Source organism: uncultured Microbacterium sp. (assembly GCF_900078385.1).
Classification (GTDB): domain Bacteria; phylum Actinomycetota; class Actinomycetes; order Actinomycetales; family Microbacteriaceae; genus Microbacterium.
Map to the genome: position 1 here is coordinate 214,529 of NZ_FLQR01000007.1, position 16,811 is coordinate 231,339.

Here is a 16,811-nt window from a genome sequence, read left to right on the forward strand (position 1 = left end):
GTTCCACCCTCATGACACACCGCGTGTCTATTCAGAAGGAGACAGACATATGACCGCCAAGGCCACGAGCGAGAGCACCTGGCAGCAGGACGTCATCGACGCCGAGGGCCCGGTCCTCGTGGACTTCTGGGCCGCCTGGTGCGGACCCTGTCGCATGGTCGGCCCGATCCTCGACGAGATCGCCACCGAGCACCCGCAGAAGATCACCGTCCTCAAGCTCAACGTCGACGAGAACCCCAACCTCGCGATGGAGTACCAGATCACCTCGATCCCCGCGATGAAGGTCTTCAGCAAGGGTGAGGTCGAGAAGACGATCATCGGCGCCAAGCCGAAGTTCGCGCTCGAGCAGGATCTCGCCGCGTACATCGCCTGACGCGAGATCTGCCGCAAGACACCGGGAACCCCCGGTCGGAAATCACTTCTGACCGGGGTTTTCCTATACACGGATGCGGTTCAGTACGCCTCGGCGCGCACCGACGCATCCCACGTCCGGTGCGGCTCGCTGCCGAGGAGGCGCCAGACCGCGCGCGTCAGCGCGGGGTAGTCCAGCGCGATCTGGCGGAGGACGCGGTAGTTGCGCGCAGCGCTCGGACGGTTGCCTCCGTCCGCGGCGATGTTCTCCGCACGCAGCGTCAGCACGACGAGCTCATCGACCGTCGGGAGGTCCTCCATGAAGTCCCAGGGATCCTCGCCGCCGCGGACGCGCTCCTCGATGAGAACCGCCAACTCGTCCGCGGATTCCGCGCGCAGAACCTCGAGGCTCGCCCGCCGCGGGAGGTTGAGGCGATCGGTCACCCATCCAGCCTACGACGACGATCCGGGGGGTGGATCAGAGCGCGCCGAATCCGTCGTCGCCGATCTCGGACAGAATCCGGTTGAGATCCTGAATCGTCGCGAAATCTATGATGACCTGGCCTTTTCTGGACGTCAAGTTGATCTTGACCTTCGTGTTCAGGCGGTCACCGAGCCGCTCGGCGACCTCGTCGAGGTGCGCACGACGGGCCCCCGCCTTCGGCGGCACGCGGCGCGTCGAACCGGCATCCGGAAGCTTCGCGGCCGCCTCCGCGGCGCGGACGGAGAGGTCCTCGTTGACGATCTTGTCGGCCAGGCGGCTCATCGCCGTCTCGTCCTCGAGGGACAGGATGGCCCGGGCGTGACCGGCGCTCAGCACGCCCGCCGCAACCCGCTGCTGGACCGGGATCGGCAGCTTCAGCAGGCGGATCGTGTTGCTGATCTGCGGCCGTGAGCGCCCGATGCGGCCGGCGAGCTCCTCCTGCGTGATCCCGAAGTCCTCGAGCAGCTGCTGGTAGGCCGATGCTTCTTCGAGCGGGTTGAGCTGCGAGCGATGCAGGTTCTCCAGGAGCGCGTCGCGGAGCAGGTGCTCGTCCGACGTGTCGCGGACGATCGCCGGGATGGAGGTGAGCCCGGCCTCGCGTGCGGCGCGGGTGCGGCGCTCGCCCATGATCAGCTCGTACTTGCCGTCCTCGTTCGTCCGGACGACGACCGGCTGCAGGACGCCGAACTCGCGGACGCTGTGCACCAGCTCGGCGAGGTCGTCGGCGTCGAAGTGCGTGCGCGGCTGCCGGGGGTTCGGCACGATGTCGTGCGGGTCGACCTCGACGAACGACGTGCCGGGGATCGCGAGGAGCTCGGTGGTGTCATCCTGCGGCGAGGCCTGCTCGAGCGAGGCACCCGGGAAGAAGACGTCGACGGGACGTGTGGCTCCGGCCTCATTCGCCTCGGAGGTCGGGATGAGCGCGCCGATGCCGCGCCCCAGTCCGGTTCGCTTCGCCATCAGTTGTTCTCCTCGTCGTCGTGCGCGTGTCCTCGTCGTGCGATCTCCACCGCAGCCTCCCGGTAGGCGATCGCGCCGGCCGACTGGCCGTCGTAGGCGATCACCGTCTGGCCGAAGCTCGGTGCCTCCGATACCCGCACGGAGCGCGGGATCACGGCGCGGAGCACTTCCGCGGGGAAATGGCTGCGCACCTCCTCGGCGACCTGCTGCGCGAGCCGGGTCCGGCCGTCGTACATCGTCAGGAGGATGGTGGAGAGGTGCAGGGTCGGGTTCAGGTGCTTCTGGATCATGCGCACGCTGCCGAGCAGCTGGCTGAGACCCTCCAGGGCGTAGTACTCGCACTGGATCGGGATCATGACCTCGTTCGCGGCCGTGAAGGCGTTGATCGTGAGAAGTCCCAGCGACGGCGGGCAGTCGATCAGCACGAAGTCGACATGCTCGGGCGCGGCCGCGAGGTAGTCCTCGAGCGCTGTGCGCAGCCGATGTTCGCGGGCGACCTGTGACACCAGCTCGATCTCGGCCCCCGCAAGGTGGATCGTGCTCGGCGCGCAGAGCAGCAGCGGGGATTCGGGGCTCGTCTGCACGATCTCCGCCAGCGGGAACTCGTCGATGAGGACGTCGTAGACGCTCGGGACGTCGGCCGTGTGCGGCACACCGAGGGCCGTCGAGGCGTTCCCCTGCGGATCGAGGTCGATGACCAGGACGCGAGCGCCCACCATCGCTAGTGCGGAGGCGATGTTGACGGTCGTCGTGGTCTTCCCGACGCCGCCCTTCTGATTCGAGACCGTCACGACGCGCGTCGGACCACCGAACTCGAGAGTGACCTTCTCCAGCGCCCGGCGCCGAGACGAGAGATCTGCGATCTCGCGGGCCAGGGGCGTGTCGCCGAGGGAGAAGGGTGCGGGAGAGGTCGCGTTCTCCGATTCCTGCACCTGCAACTCCTGTCGTACCGGGGGCTCATCCCACTGTAGTCGAGCGCGCGGACAGCTTCATCGCCGGGCGGCAGCGCGTCGATGTTTCACGTGAAACGGGATGCCGGCGGGTGGCGGCGATGTTTCACGTGAAACGGGCGTCGCGGATTCGTTCACGTGACCCGATTGGCCGCGTCCCGGGCAGATCGGGGGCAGGTGAAACGGGTATTGCGGGGGGCTTCACGTGAAACGCCGGTTCGTGGTGCTTAACCGCAACGCCTCACTTGGCTCGAGGAGCGCGCTGCGCGCCATCCCGCGGGAGGCGACGTCCGCCACACGGTCGCCGGGCGATACGAACGGCCGCGGAGGGGTCATGAACTGCCGCGACCCGAGAGGTTTCACGTGAAACATGTCGGATGTGGACGCCGGCGGGCATGTTGCGGCAAGCCGACGTGTGCTCGTGCGGCGCTCGTCACCGCCGGACCGGAGGACCAGCGCGATGTTTCACGTGAAACAGTACGACGGAGTCTCTCAGCGCACGGTGGCGCGGATGACGCGAGTCGGCTCGTCGACGACACCCTCGCCGACGGGCTCGACGCGGACGTCGGACAGCTTGTACCGGCGGATCTGCTTGTCGGCTGCGGTGATCTCGTTCGCGGCGTTGGCGCCCTTGAGGAGGATGAGTTCGCCGCCGTCCCTGACGAGGGGAGCCGTGAGGGGGATGAGCGTCCGGAGCGCGCTGACGGCCCGTGCCGTGACGGCGTCGAGCACAGGACCCTCGCGCCAGTCCTCGCCGCGTGCCCGCACGATCTCCACGTTGTCGAGCCCGAGCGCCTCGACCTGCTCTGCGAGCCAGGTCACACGGCGCTCCATCGGCTCGATGAGCACCCAACGCACGTCCGGGCGCGCGATCGCGAGGACGAGTCCCGGTAGTCCCGCACCCGAGCCGATGTCACCGACACGCGAACCGGCCGTGAACAACGGTGCGGCGACGGCGCTGTTGAGGATGTGCCGCGACCACAGTCTGGGAGGCTCCAGAGGCCCGATCAGCCCGCGCTCCTCGCCGTGGGCGCCCAGCGCCGCGGTGAAACGGCGCGCCAGATCGGCTCTCGCCCCGAACAGGGCATCGACGCCGGCGGGTTCCGCCTCGAGCTCGATCATCACCGTTTCACGTGAAACATCACGCGCGGCGGATGACGGTGTGCCGGTCGGCGGACTCGCCGTAGGACTCCGACACGAAGCCGCGGTCCGCGACGATGTCGTGCACGAGCTTGCGCTCGTAGCTCGACATGGCGGGCAGCGACGCCTGCGAGGCACCGTCGTCCAGACGCGCGATGGCACGGTCGACGAGCTTCTCGAGCTGCTTCTGGCGCGTGTCGCGCGAGCCTCCGATGTCGAGGATGAGGCGCGAGAAGCGCCCCGTCTTCGTCTGCACGGCGATCCGGGTCAGCTCCTGCAGCGCCTGCACGGTGTCGGGGTCGGAGAGGAGGTCGAGTGAGCCCTCGACCTCGTTCTCCACCGAGACGTACGCGCGGTCGCCGCGGACGTCCAGGGCCAGGTCACCGTCGATGTCGGCGATGTCGAGCAGGGCCTCGAGGTAGTCGGCGGCGATGTCGCCTTCCTGCTCGAGCTGTTCGACGCTCGTGCTGTGGCGCTGCTCGGTCGATTCGGGAGAGGTGGTCATTGACGGTCCTTGATCGAAGTCAGTTGTCGACGGGCGGGTTCTGCGGCTTGCTCTTGTTGCCCTGCTTCTTGGCGCGCTGCTTGCCGACGGGCTGCTGACGCTTGGGCGCCTGCTCCTTGGCGCGCTGGGCCTCTTCGTAGAGGCGCTGCTGCTCGGCCTCGTACTTCTCCATGGGGACGATGCGTCCCTGGGAGTCCAGCGCCTTGCCCTTGCGTGCGAGCCGCTCTTCGCGCGCCTTGGCGGCCTCGGAGCCGGGGGTCGGCATGTTCCGGATGACGAGGAACTGCTGGCCCATGGTCCAGAGGTTCGAGATGAACCAGTAGATGACGACGCCGAGCGGGAAGAAGACACCGGAGAAGATGAACGCCAGCGGCAGGACGTAGAGCATGATCTTCTGCATCTGGTACGCCTGGCCGGTCTTGGCCTCGGGGGACAGGTTCTTCGAGATGATCTGCAGCTGGGTCATGAACTGCGACGCGATCATCAGGACGACCAGGATCACGAGGATCGTGACGGTCGCCTCCCAGCCGGAGGGCTGCTGCTGGGCGGCTTCCATGAGGCTCGTGTGCAGCGGGGCGACGCCGAAGAGCTTCGCGTCGTAGAACTCCCGTGTGAGCTCGGGGTTCAGGAGACCCACACCGCCGAGTCCGGCCTCCGCGTGCTTCTTGACGTCGCTGAGCGTGTAGAAGAGCGAGAGGAAGATCGGCATCTGCACGAGCAGGGGGAGACACCCCGAAACGGGGGTCGTGCCGTGCTTCTTGTACAGCGCCATCGTCTCGCGGCTCATCGCCTCTCGCGAGAGCTGATCCTTCTTGCCGCGATACTTGTCCTGAACTTTTCGCAGTTCAGGGGCGATTTCCATCATCTTGCGCTGGCTCTTGATCTGCTTGACGAACAGCGGGATCAGTGCCGAGCGGACGACGAGGACGAGGCCGACGATCGACAGCACCCAGGTGATGCCGTCATCGGGTGCGAGGCCGAAGAAGGTGAAGATCGCGTGCCACGCGACGAGGATCAGTTCGACGAGCCACTTGAGCGGCCAGAGGATCGTACTGAACAGGTCGAAGCCGCCCGCGGACGCGGCAGGCGTCGGGGTGGCCGAGGCGGCGAAGAGAAGATCCAGCACGGATCAGTCCTTTCTGGGGGGCACGACGAATCCGTGCGGAGTCAGGTGGTGTCGGAATCCCTCGCGGGGCCGCACGTCGTCGATGCCGCCCTGTGCCCAAGGGTGGCAGCGCGCGATGCGGGCGGCGGCCAGCGCGGCGCCCTTCACGGCACCGTGCTGCTGGACCGCGCCGACGGCATAGGCGGAGCAGGAGGGGTAGTACTTGCAGACGTCGCCGTACGCGTGCGAGACCGTCGCGCGATAGGCGTGCAGGATCGCGAGGACCGCGTTGCGCGGAAGGAGGGGGACGGCCGGCAGGATGCCCGCGGCGGAGAGGTGCGCGTCGCCGGTCGCCGATGCCGGCAGTGTCGCGGATGTCACGCTGCGGCCTTCCGGCTCAGGCAGCGGCTCACTTCGTCGCGCAGCTCGGCGTAGTCGGCGGTCGCCGCACCGGGAAGTGCACGGATGACGACGTCGGTGCCTGCGCGGACATCGCCCAGCGCCTCCGCGCAGACGGCCTTGAGCCGCCGGCGCACGGTGTTGCGGACGACGGCAGAGCCGACCTGCTTGCTGACGATGAAGCCGAAGCGCGCCGAGCGCGGCTCCGAGGTGGTGGCCACGTAGGTCACGGTGTGCACGGCGGCACAGCGGGCACCCCTGCGGACGACGGCCTTGTACTCCGCCCCGCGGGTGATGCGGTTCCCGCGCGCCAGCACCGGGTCAGGTCAGGCCGAAAGCTCGGTGCGCCCCTTGGCGCGACGAGCCGAGAGGATCGAACGGCCGGCACGCGTGTGCATGCGGGCACGGAAGCCGTGCTTCTTGGCGCGGCGGCGGTTGTTGGGCTGGAACGTGCGCTTGGTCATGAGATCACTCCGGATCGGCTCGTCACCCGAACGCTCTAGACCGGGGACACAGGTACAGGGGACTGCCCGCGAGGGCATAAGTCAACCGACTAAGAATACGTCGACATCTCCGATTACCCAAACCGGACCCTCGGAAGCGTGTCATTATCCACCGGGCTCCCAGACAACCTGGCGACGACACGCGGAGCGGTTCTACAGTGGATTTTGCTCCGCACGACGCGATGACTAGCGTGGCTCGGGCACTTATCCACAGGTGTGGACAGCGTATCCGATCGCCTGTCACCCGCGCTTCTACCCTTGGGGGGACATGTCTCCGCACGATCTTCCGGACGTCCCGGTCTGGACGGCTGTGCTGGATGTGCTCGCCGATGACGACCGCGTCACGCCGCAGCTGCAGGGATTCCTGAACCTCGCCGTCGCGCAGGGCGTCATGAGCGGCACCCTCTACCTGGATGTGCCGAACGACCTCACGGCCGCGCAGCTGAACAAGCGCCTTCGCGCGCCCATCATGGAGGCGCTGGCCCACGTGCACGCCGAGCCGTCGGCATCCACCTTCCGTGTCGTGGTCAACCCCGAGCTGGCCGATGCGCATCTGACGGCCCCCGTGCCGGTGCAATCCGCGACACAGCCGGTGATCCCCCGGCCCGCCGCCGAGGACTACGCCGAACAGGCCGCGCCGGCGACCCGCAACGACACACGCCTGAACCCGAAGTACACCTTCGACAACTTCGTCATCGGCCAGTCCAACCGGTTCGCGCACGCCGCCGCGGTCGCCGTGGCCGAAGCGCCGGCGAAGGCGTACAACCCGCTGTTCATCTACGGCGACTCCGGCCTCGGCAAGACCCACCTCCTGCACGCCATCGGCGACTACGCGCTGAGCCTCTACACCGGCATCCGCGTCCGCTACGTCTCCAGCGAAGAGTTCACGAACGACTTCATCAACTCGATCGCGAACAACCGCGGCTCCGCCTTCCAGGCCCGCTATCGCGACGTCGACATCCTCCTCATCGACGACATCCAGTTCCTGCAGGGTCGTCAGGAGACGCAGGAGGCGTTCTTCCACACGTTCAACACGCTGCACGACCACGACAAGCAGGTCGTGATCACGAGCGATGTCCCGCCGCGGCAGCTCACCGGCTTCGAGGACCGCATGCGGAGCCGCTTCGAATGGGGCCTCATCACCGACGTGCAGGCGCCCGACCTCGAGACGCGCATCGCGATCCTCCGCAAGAAGGCGCAGAGCGAGCGGCTCCTCGTGCCGGACGAGGTGCTCGAGTACATCGCGACGAAGGTGTCCTCCAACATCCGCGAACTCGAGGGCGCCCTCATCCGGGTGTCGGCGTTCGCGAGCCTCAACCGCTCCTCGCTCGACATCTCGCTGGCGCAGACCGTGCTCCGCGACATCGTCGACCACGACGACGCCAACGTGATCTCCCCGACCGACATCATCACCGCGACGGCGCAGTACTTCCGTCTCTCGGTCGACGACCTGTACGGGTCGAGCCGGTCGCAGGCCGTCGCCACGGCCCGTCAGATCGCGATGTACCTGTGCCGTGAGCGCACGAGCCTGTCCCTGCCGAAGATCGGGCAGCTCTTCGGCAACCGCGACCACACCACCGTCATGTACGCGTACAAGAAGATCAGCGAGCTCATGAAAGAGCGCCGCTCGATCTACAACCAGGTGTCGGAGATCACGACGCAGCTCGGTCGCGTCGGCCGCTGACCCGCCTCGGCCCGTCACCGGCCGATATATTCCTTCATCCGTGCTTGACACCCGTCGCACGGATGCTGATCATGACGTTCTGCACAGTGTGGAAAGCCTGTGGATAACTCGTCGTCGAATCCGGATGATTGTGAGCGGATCGCGTCTCCCTGTGGATGGCACCCGCTGCGGCCGCACGGCGGCTCCACCGCTGAACGAGCGGAATGCGCACCCAGCCCACAAGTTACACGGATGTGGTTTCGGCTCGTTCAGCGGGATCGTCCGAGTTATCCACAGTTTCCACAGCGGTTAACACCATGACATCTCTCTCCTTCTTCAAATCCCGATCCGATCACCCCAAGGGGGGAAGCGACGGGAAGACGTCGGGGGACGTCGTGGCACACAACGCCGTGAGCAAGGGCACTAGCATGGGAAAGCCCTACTCGACGTCAAGGGAGCGCCAGTGAAGTTCCACGTGAATCGCGATGTGTTCAGCGAGGCCGTGTCGTTCGTTGTGAAGCTCCTTCCGCAGCGCAATCCCCAGCCGATCCTCGCCGGTGTGCTGATCGAGGCATCGGAAGCCGGCCTGTCGCTCGCCGCGTTCGACTACGAGGCGTCCGCCCGCACGACGATCGAAGCGACGGTCGACGAGCCGGGCACGATCCTCGTCCACGGCCGACTCCTCTCCGAGATCGCGAGCCGGCTGCCGAACGCGCCGATCGAGATCGCCGTGGCAGAGGACGGCGGCATCGTGCTCTCGTGCGGCTCCGCACGCTTCACCCTCGCCTCGATGCCGGTGCAGGAATACCCCGCGATCCCCGAGGTGTCCGGCGATTCCGGACTCGTCCCCGCCGAGGACTTCGCGACGGCGATCGCCCAGGTCGCCTTCGCCGCCTCGCGCGACGATGTCACCCCGGTCCTGACCGGTGTCCAGCTCGAGGTCGCCGGCACGCAGCTCAGCCTCGTCGCGACCGACCGCTACCGCGTCGCACTGCGCGAGATCCCGTGGGACGGCGGCACCGTCGGCGACGGCGACTCCACGACCGCGCTCGTCCCGGCCCGCACCCTCACCGAGGTCGGCAAGACCTTCGCGCACTCCGGCGACATCAAGGTGTCCTTTTCCGGCTCCGGCGACCGCGAGATCATCGCGTTCACGGCCGGCAACAAGACGGTCACGTCGCTGCTGATCAAGGGCAACTTCCCGCCGGTGCGACGGCTGTTCCCCGAGCAGACCGACCACTACGCGGTCGTGGGCACCGCCGAGCTCGTCGAGGCCGTCCGCCGCGTCGCCCTCGTCCTCGACCGGTCGGCGCCGCTGCGTTTCACCTTCTCCGAGGACGGCGTCTCGATGGACGCCTCCGGGACCGAGCAGGCGCGCGCCACCGAATCCGTCGACGCGACGCTCACCGGCGAGGACGTCACGCTGGGCCTGAACCCGCAGTACCTGCTCGAGGCGCTCGGCGCCGTCAAGAGCGAGTTCACGCGGATCACGTTCACCTCCAGCGAGAACGCCAACAAGCTGAGCCCCGTGCTCGTGACGCCGCAGACCTCGGGCGGCCCGGAGAGCTTCAAGTACCTGCTGCAGCCCAATCTCCTGCTCCGCTGAGTCGGGCCGTTCCGGTCCCTCGCCGCACACGGCGAGGTCAGGGCGCGGATTAGGGTGATCTGGTGATCGTGGAGCAGCTCAGTCTCGTCGACTTCCGCAACTATGCGGCCGCCGACGTGACGCTGACCGCGGGCGCGAACGTCTTCGTCGGCCGCAACGGGCAGGGCAAGACGAACCTCGCGGAGGCCATCGCCTTCTTCGCGACGCTGGGATCGCACCGCGTCTCGCAGGATGCCCCGATGGTCAGGCACGGTGCGGATGCCGCCATCATCCGCGCGCGCCTCGCCCACGGCGACCGCCGTGTGCTGCTCGAGGTGCAGCTGAACCGGACCGGGTCGAACAAGGCGCGCGTGAACGGCGCCCCGTCGCGGACCGCGGAACTGCCCCGGTACGCGCAAGTGGTGCTCTTCGCACCCGAGGACCTGCAGATCGTCCGCGGCGACCCGACGTCGCGCCGGCGCTTCGCCGATCAGCTCCTCATCCAGCGCGCGCCGCGCATGGCGGGCGTGCTCGCGGACTACGACCGGGTGCTCAAGCAGCGCACGGCGCTGCTGAAGTCGGCGCGGGCCCGCGGCATCCGCGGCGACGCCCTGTCGACGCTCGAGGTGTGGGACGACAAGCTCGTCCAGCTCGGCACCGAGGTCATCCGGGCACGGCTCGCGCTGGCCGCCGATCTCGCGATCCCGGTCGCCGAGGCGTACACGGCCATCGCCGGGGCCGATCACCAGCCGGAGCTGGAGTGGGCGCTCACCGTGAGCGGGGCGGATCCGGAAGACGGTGAGGCGTCCGCGACGGTCGCCGATGCCGCCGGAATCGAGTCGCTCTTCCGGCAGGCCCTCGCCGCCAAGCGGTCCGCGGAGCTGGATCGCGGCATGACGCTCGTCGGGCCGCACCGCGACGACCTGCTCATGCGGGTGCGCGGGCTTCCCGTGAAGGGGTATGCCTCGCACGGCGAATCCTGGTCGGTCGCACTCGCGCTCCGCCTCGCATCCGCTCGACTCCTGCGCGAGCAGTCGAGTCTGGGGGACCCCGTCCTGATCCTCGACGACGTCTTCGCCGAGCTGGATGCCGACCGCCGATCGCGGCTGGCCGGCGTCGTCGCCGACTTCGAGCAGGTCATCGTCACTGCCGCGGTCGAGGAGGATGTGCCGGCGGCGCTCCGCGCCCGCACCGTCCGCGTCGAGGCCGGCACGATCAGCGAGGCAGCCGATGTCTGAGCGCGGCGCCGAGGACAGCGGTGTCCCGGAGACCATCGCGACGTATCTGCGCCTGCGCGGTCTCGAGCCTTCCATGGCGAAGAAGCGTCGTCGCCGCAAGCGCGACGACGACGAGAACCTGCCGTTCGCGCCCGGACGCGACCCGAAGGGCGTCGGCGATCTGCTGGCGGACCTCACCCGTCAGGCGGGATGGGACCCGGCGCTCGCCCGCGAAGACCTCGTCCTGCAGTGGGAGGACGTGGCTGGCTCCGAGACCGCGCGGCACGCGCATCCGGTCGCACTCGGCGACGGGGTGCTGACCGTCCAGTGCGATTCGACGGCCTGGGCGAAGAACCTCCATCTCATGCGCGGCGTCATCCTCACCGAGATCATGGCGAGGTTCCCCGACGCGGGAGTCGAGAACCTCCGTTTTGTGGGCCCGGACGTCCCCTCCTGGAAATGGGGCCCCAGAGCCGTTCCAGGGCGCGGTCCTCGCGATACCTACGGCTGAGCCACGTCCTGCGCCATCAACCGAGATTTCAGCGCGCCACAGGGCCGTTTTCGCCCGGCTCGGGAGCGGTTTCGCGATAGACTGGAACCACACTGCAAGAACGATGTGGAGCGCTCGAAACCTATGACGTCTGAAACCCCCGACAGCGTTCCCGACGATCTCCGGCCGCAGCCGCCCGCAAAGGTGCCGAGCGAGTACGGGGCCGACGAGATCCAGGTGCTCGAGGGACTCGAAGCCGTCCGCAAGCGCCCCGGTATGTACATCGGCTCGACGGGCGAGCGGGGCCTGCATCACCTGGTCTACGAGATCGTCGACAACTCCGTCGACGAGGCGCTCGCCGGCTACTGCGACACCATCCACGTGACGATCATGGAAGACGGCGCGCTCCGCGTCGTCGACAACGGCCGCGGCATCCCCGTCGACATGCACAAGGCGGAGGGCAAGTCCACCGTCGAGGTCGTCCTGACGGTGCTGCACGCCGGCGGCAAGTTCGGCGGCGGCGGCTACGCGGTCTCCGGAGGTCTGCACGGTGTCGGATCGTCCGTCGTCAACGCGCTCTCCACCCGGCTCGACGTCGAGGTCAAGCGGCAGGGACACGCCTGGCGGCAGACCTACCGCGACGGCGGTGTGCCCCAGGCGCCTCTCGCGATGGCGGAGGAGACCCCCGACACCGGCACGACCATCACGTTCTGGCCCGACGACACGATCTTCGAGACGGTGTCCTTCGACTACGACACCCTCCGCACGCGCTTCCAGCAGACCGCGTTCCTCAACAAGGGCCTGCGCATCACGCTGCGCGACGAGCGCCCGGACTCGACCTACATCGTCGACGGCGAGGACGGCACCGCCAAGACGGTCCACAAGGAGGACGACTTCCTCTACGAGCGGGGCCTCGTCGACTATGTCGAGTACCTCAACAAGGTGCGCAAGGCGGATGTCGTCAACGACGAGATCATCGAGGTCGAGGCCGAGGACACCGTCCGGCACATCTCGCTCGAGCTCGCGATGCAGTGGACGACGAGCTACACCGAGAACGTCTTCACCTTCGCGAACACGATCAACACGCATGAGGGCGGCACCCACGAAGAGGGCTTCCGCGCGGCGATGACCGTCAACATCAACAAGTACGCCCGCGAGAAGGGCATGCTCAAGGAGAAGGACGACAACCTCACCGGCGAGGACATCCGCGAGGGCCTGACGGCCGTCATCTCGGTGAAGCTCTCCGAGCCGCAGTTCGAGGGTCAGACCAAGACGAAGCTCGGCAACACCGAGGCGAAGGCGTTCGTGCAGAAGGTCGTCGGCGACCAGCTCACCGACTGGCTCGACCGGAACCCGGCGCAGGCCAAGCGCGTCATCATGAAGGCCATCGACGCCGCGACGGCGCGGATGGCCGCGCGCAAGGCGCGCGAGACCGCGCGCCGCAAGAGCGTCTTCGAGTCCGCATCCATGCCCGACAAGCTCAAGGACTGCACGAGCAAGGACCCGTCCATCAGCGAGATCTTCCTCGTCGAGGGTGACTCCGCCGGCGGCTCGGCGGTCTCCGGGCGCGACCCGGAGCGGCAGGCGATCCTGTCCCTCCGCGGCAAGATCCTCAACGTCGAGAAGGCGCGGCTGGACCGCGCGCTCGGCAACGCCGAGATCCAGGCGATGATCTCCGCGTTCGGCACCGGCATCGGCGAGGACTTCAACGTCGACAAGGCGCGGTACCACAAGATCGTCCTGATGGCGGATGCCGACGTGGACGGCCAGCACATCACGACCCTGCTGCTGACGCTCCTCTTCCGCTACATGCGCGGTCTCATCGAGGCCGGCTTCGTCTACCTCGCGCAGCCGCCCCTGTACCGCCTGAAGTGGTCGAACTCCGCGCACGAGTACGTCTACAGCGACCGCGAGCGCGACGCGCTCATGGCCGACGGCGTCGCCGCGGGCAAGCGCATCCCCAAGGACAACGGCGTGCAGCGCTACAAGGGTCTCGGCGAGATGAACGCCAAGGAGCTGTGGGAGACGACGATGGACCCGCAGACGCGGACCCTCCGCCAGGTCACCATCGACGACGCGGCCGCGGCCGACGAGATCTTCTCGGTGCTCATGGGCGAGGACGTGGAGGCGCGGCGCGGATTCATCCAGCGCAACGCCAAGGACGTCCGCTTCCTGGACATCTGAGCGCTGCGAACGGAACTGAGAGAACATGACTGACCAACAGCGCCCCGAGCTCCCCGCGGGCTACTCGCACGGCAACATCGACCAGGTCGACCTCCAGGTCGAGATGCAGCGCAGCTACCTCGACTACGCCATGAGCGTCATCGTCGGGCGTGCGCTGCCCGACGTGCGCGACGGCCTCAAGCCCGTGCACCGCCGCGTCATCTACGGCATGTACGACGGCGGCTACCGCCCCGACAAGGCGTACTCGAAGTGCGCGCGCGTCGTCGGCGAGGTCATGGGCCAGTACCACCCGCACGGCGACAGCGCGATCTACGACGCGCTCGTCCGCCTCGTGCAGCCGTGGTCGCTGCGCTACCCGCTGGCCGACGGCCAGGGCAACTTCGGCTCGCCCGGCAACATGGGCGCCGCCGCGCCGCGGTACACCGAGACGAAGATGGCCCAGCTCGCCCTCGAGATGGTCCGCGACATCGACGAGGAGACCGTCGACTTCGAGGACAACTACGACGGACGCACGCAGGAGCCGACCGTCCTGCCGGCGCGGTTCCCCAACCTCCTCGTCAACGGCTCGGTCGGCATCGCCGTCGGCATGGCGACGAACATCCCACCGCACAACCTCCGCGAGGTCGCGGACGGCGCGCTCTGGGTGCTGGACAACCCGACGGCGCCGCGCGAGGAGATGCTCGAGCAGCTCATGCAGCGGATCCCCGGTCCGGACTTCCCGACCGGCGCGCAGATCCTCGGCACCCGCGGCATCCGCGACGCGCAGCGCACGGGCCGCGGCTCGATCACGATGCGCGCCGTCGTCAACGTCGAGGAGATCCAGGGCCGCACGTGCCTCGTGGTCACCGAGCTGCCCTACCAGGTCAACCCCGACAACGTCGCGGCGAAGATCCGCGACCTCGCCCGCGACGGCAAGCTCAGCGGCATCGCCGACATCCGCGACGAGACCTCCGACCGGACGGGTCAGCGCCTCGTCATCGTTCTGAAGCGGGACGCCGTCGCGAAGGTCGTGCTGAACAACCTCTACAAGCACACCCAGCTGCAGGAGAACTTCGGCGCCAACATGCTCGCGATCGTCGACGGTGTGCCGCGCACACTGCCGATCGACGGCTTCGTGACGCTGTGGCTCGACCACCAGATCGAGGTCATCGTCCGCCGGACGACCTACCGTCTGCGCAAGGCCGAGGAGCGGATGCACATCCTGCGCGGCTACCTCAAGGCGCTCGACGCGCTCGACGAGGTCATCGCGCTCATCCGTCGGTCGCCCACCGTGGACGACGCGCGTGCGGGACTGAAGTCGCTGCTCGAGATCGACGACAAGCAGGCCGACGCGATCCTCGCGATGCAGCTGCGTCGCCTCGCGGCGCTCGAGCGGCAGAAGATCATCGACGAGGCCACCGAGCTGGAGACGCAGATCGCCGACTTCCAGGCGATCCTCGCCGACGAGCGCCGGCAGCGCACCATCATCCGCGAGGAGCTGACCGAGATCGTCGACCGCTTCGGCGACGAGCGGCGCACGCACATCCTGCACGGCTTCGACGGCGACATGTCGATGGAAGACCTGATCCCCGAGGAGGAGATGGTCATCACCGTCACCCGCGACGGGTACATCAAGCGCACCCGCAGCGACAACTACCGCTCGCAGCACCGCGGCGGCAAGGGCGTCAAGGGTGCGCAGCTGCGCGCCGACGACGTCGTCGAGCACTTCTTCGTCACCACGACGCACCACTGGCTCCTCTTCTTCACGACGAAGGGCCGCGTCTACCGGTCGAAGGGCTACGAGGTCCCCGAGGCCGGCCGCGACGCGAAGGGTCAGCACGTCGCGAACCTCCTCGCGCTGCAGCCCGGCGAGGAGATCGCGCAGATCCTGGCGCTGCGCGACTACAGCGCCGCCCAGTACCTCGTCCTCGCGACGCGCGACGGCAAGATCAAGAAGACGGCGCTCACCGACTACGACACGAACCGTCAGGGCGGCATCATCGCGATCCGCCTGCGCGGTCAGGAGGAGGAGGACGGCGACGAGCTGGTCAGCGCGCTGCTGGTCGACGAGACCGACGACATCCTGCTCATCTCGCGCCGGGGCATGTCGCTGCGCTTCACCGCGAGCGACGACTCGCTCCGCCCCATGGGACGTTCGACCGAGGGTGTGAAGGGGATGTCGTTCCGCGAGGACGACAGCCTGCTGTCGGCATCCGTCGCACGCGACACCGACTTCGTGTTCGTCGTGACCGAGGGCGGGTTCGCCAAGCGCACCGCCGTCGACCAGTACCGCGTCCAGGGACGCGGCGGTCTCGGCATCAAGGTGGCCAAGCTCAACGACGATCGTGGCGTCCTCGCGGGCGGCATGATGGTCGCCGAGGACGACGAGGTCTTGGTGGTTCTTGCCAGCGGCAAGGTGGTACGCTCTGCCGTGGCCGAGGTCCCCGCCAAGGGACGCGACACCATGGGTGTCGTGTTCGCCCGCCCCGATGACGACGATCGCATCCTCGCGATCGCCCGCAACGGAGAGCGTGGGCTGGCTCAGGCCGCCGAAGCCGCGGCATCCGAGGATGCCACCTCCGCCGCCGCAGATGACGCCCCGCCTGCGAGCCCCGAAGAGAGTGACACTGACGCATGAGCACGGTAGCCGACAAGCTGGCCAAGAAATCCTCGAGCAAGACCAGCTCCAAGCAGGTGCGCCTGCGCCTGGTGTACGTGGACTTCTGGTCCGCCGTGAAGCTGTCCTTCCTCGCGGCGGTCGCCCTCGCGATCGTGACGATCGTGTCGGTCTTCCTCATCTACATGGTGCTGCAGACGACGAACCTCATCGGCAAGCTCGACGAGTTCTTCCTCGCCTTCACCGACGGCAGCTTCCAGCTGAGCGAGTTCCTGAGCCTGCCGCAGGTCATGGCGTTCGCCGCGATCGTCGCGATCCTGAACCTCATCGTCGTGACGGTGCTGGGTGCGGTCGTGGCCGGGATCTACAACCTGATGGTCAAGGTCACGGGCGGTCTGCTCGTGGGGTTCACCTCGAACTGACCGGATTTCGGGATTGCCCGCGATTCGGGTAAAGTCTTGGAGGTTGACGGCGGCGACGCCGATCTCCAGACGGGGCTATAGCTCAGGCGGTTAGAGCGCTTCACTGATAATGAAGAGGTCCCAGGTTCAAGTCCTGGTAGCCCCACAAGAACATTCCCCGCGGGGCCTTAGCTCAGTTGGTAGAGCGCCTGCTTTGCAAGCAGGATGTCAGGAGTTCGAATCTCCTAGGCTCCACAGGATCACGAGGCCGGCCCCAT

17 protein-coding genes and 2 tRNA genes are annotated in these 16,811 nt (G+C 67.6%); 10 read left to right on the forward strand and 9 right to left on the reverse strand.

What is annotated here, in order from left to right:
* The first annotated feature begins 49 nt into the window (after positions 1 to 49).
* Positions 50 to 373, forward strand: a complete 324-nt coding sequence (gene trxA / locus QZL85_RS08725) for a thioredoxin (RefSeq protein ID WP_295576108.1) — start codon at positions 50 to 52, stop codon at positions 371 to 373.
* An 80-nt stretch (positions 374 to 453) separates the two neighbouring features.
* On the opposite strand, the gene QZL85_RS08730 is transcribed toward trxA, so the two are convergent.
* The 9 genes from QZL85_RS08730 to rpmH form a co-directional block, all read right to left on the reverse strand.
* Positions 454 to 795, reverse strand: coding sequence for a tryptophan synthase subunit alpha (locus QZL85_RS08730; protein ID WP_295576109.1), 342 nt, complete (start codon positions 793 to 795; stop codon positions 454 to 456).
* Between the two features lie 34 nt (positions 796 to 829).
* Positions 830 to 1,795: a ParB/RepB/Spo0J family partition protein gene (locus QZL85_RS08735; RefSeq protein WP_295576111.1), complete on the reverse strand. Its 966-nt coding sequence runs from the start codon at positions 1,793 to 1,795 to the stop codon at positions 830 to 832.
* Complete coding sequence (locus tag QZL85_RS08740) at positions 1,795 to 2,727, reverse strand: ParA family protein (protein WP_295576113.1); 933 nt, start codon at positions 2,725 to 2,727, stop codon at positions 1,795 to 1,797. The genes QZL85_RS08735 and QZL85_RS08740 overlap by 1 nt, the downstream gene beginning before the upstream one ends.
* A gap of 510 nt (positions 2,728 to 3,237) precedes the next feature.
* Positions 3,238 to 3,867, reverse strand: a complete 630-nt coding sequence (gene rsmG, locus QZL85_RS08745; RefSeq protein ID WP_295576365.1) for a 16S rRNA (guanine(527)-N(7))-methyltransferase RsmG — start codon at positions 3,865 to 3,867, stop codon at positions 3,238 to 3,240.
* A 19-nt stretch (positions 3,868 to 3,886) separates the two neighbouring features.
* Positions 3,887 to 4,390, reverse strand: coding sequence for a R3H domain-containing nucleic acid-binding protein (locus QZL85_RS08750; RefSeq protein ID WP_295576116.1), 504 nt, complete (start codon positions 4,388 to 4,390; stop codon positions 3,887 to 3,889).
* Positions 4,391 to 4,409: 19 nt separating this feature from the next.
* Complete coding sequence (gene yidC, locus QZL85_RS08755; RefSeq protein WP_295576366.1) at positions 4,410 to 5,513, reverse strand: membrane protein insertase YidC; 1,104 nt, start codon at positions 5,511 to 5,513, stop codon at positions 4,410 to 4,412.
* A gap of 6 nt (positions 5,514 to 5,519) precedes the next feature.
* Positions 5,520 to 5,876, reverse strand: coding sequence for a membrane protein insertion efficiency factor YidD (gene yidD / locus QZL85_RS08760; protein WP_295576118.1), 357 nt, complete (start codon positions 5,874 to 5,876; stop codon positions 5,520 to 5,522).
* The gene (rnpA, locus tag QZL85_RS08765; protein WP_295576120.1) at positions 5,873 to 6,211 is read right to left on the reverse strand and encodes a ribonuclease P protein component; all 339 of its coding nucleotides are present in this window, start codon (positions 6,209 to 6,211) and stop codon (positions 5,873 to 5,875) included. Before rnpA ends, yidD begins: the two co-directional genes overlap by 4 nt.
* Before the next feature lie 9 nt (positions 6,212 to 6,220).
* Positions 6,221 to 6,358 carry a 50S ribosomal protein L34 gene (gene rpmH, locus QZL85_RS08770; protein WP_295576121.1) on the reverse strand — a complete coding sequence of 46 codons (138 nt, stop codon included), beginning with the start codon at positions 6,356 to 6,358 and terminating at the stop codon, positions 6,221 to 6,223.
* 307 nt (positions 6,359 to 6,665) lie between these two features.
* On the opposite strand from rpmH, the gene dnaA reads away from it, so the two are divergent.
* The 9 genes from dnaA to QZL85_RS08815 all read left to right on the forward strand — a co-directional run bounded on the left by dnaA (position 6,666) and on the right by QZL85_RS08815 (position 16,788).
* Positions 6,666 to 8,081 carry a chromosomal replication initiator protein DnaA gene (dnaA, locus tag QZL85_RS08775; protein WP_295576123.1) on the forward strand — a complete coding sequence of 472 codons (1,416 nt, stop codon included), beginning with the start codon at positions 6,666 to 6,668 and terminating at the stop codon, positions 8,079 to 8,081.
* Positions 8,082 to 8,523: 442 nt separating this feature from the next.
* Positions 8,524 to 9,666: a DNA polymerase III subunit beta gene (gene dnaN / locus QZL85_RS08780; protein WP_295576125.1), complete on the forward strand. Its 1,143-nt coding sequence runs from the start codon at positions 8,524 to 8,526 to the stop codon at positions 9,664 to 9,666.
* 62 nt (positions 9,667 to 9,728) lie between these two features.
* Positions 9,729 to 10,883, forward strand: a complete 1,155-nt coding sequence (recF, locus tag QZL85_RS08785; protein ID WP_295576127.1) for a DNA replication/repair protein RecF — start codon at positions 9,729 to 9,731, stop codon at positions 10,881 to 10,883.
* On the forward strand, positions 10,876 to 11,373 hold the full coding sequence (locus tag QZL85_RS08790) for a DUF721 domain-containing protein (protein ID WP_295576129.1): 498 nt from the start codon (positions 10,876 to 10,878) through the stop codon (positions 11,371 to 11,373). The genes recF and QZL85_RS08790 overlap by 8 nt, the downstream gene beginning before the upstream one ends.
* Before the next feature lie 123 nt (positions 11,374 to 11,496).
* Positions 11,497 to 13,536: a DNA topoisomerase (ATP-hydrolyzing) subunit B gene (gene gyrB, locus QZL85_RS08795; RefSeq protein ID WP_295576131.1), complete on the forward strand. Its 2,040-nt coding sequence runs from the start codon at positions 11,497 to 11,499 to the stop codon at positions 13,534 to 13,536.
* A gap of 25 nt (positions 13,537 to 13,561) precedes the next feature.
* Positions 13,562 to 16,153: a DNA gyrase subunit A gene (gene gyrA, locus QZL85_RS08800; RefSeq protein ID WP_295576132.1), complete on the forward strand. Its 2,592-nt coding sequence runs from the start codon at positions 13,562 to 13,564 to the stop codon at positions 16,151 to 16,153.
* Positions 16,150 to 16,554 carry a DUF3566 domain-containing protein gene (locus QZL85_RS08805; RefSeq protein WP_295576135.1) on the forward strand — a complete coding sequence of 135 codons (405 nt, stop codon included), beginning with the start codon at positions 16,150 to 16,152 and terminating at the stop codon, positions 16,552 to 16,554. The genes gyrA and QZL85_RS08805 overlap by 4 nt, the downstream gene beginning before the upstream one ends.
* Before the next feature lie 71 nt (positions 16,555 to 16,625).
* Positions 16,626 to 16,699, forward strand: a tRNA-Ile gene (locus QZL85_RS08810).
* Between the two features lie 16 nt (positions 16,700 to 16,715).
* A tRNA-Ala gene (locus QZL85_RS08815) sits at positions 16,716 to 16,788 on the forward strand.
* Positions 16,789 to 16,811 lie beyond the last annotated feature (23 nt).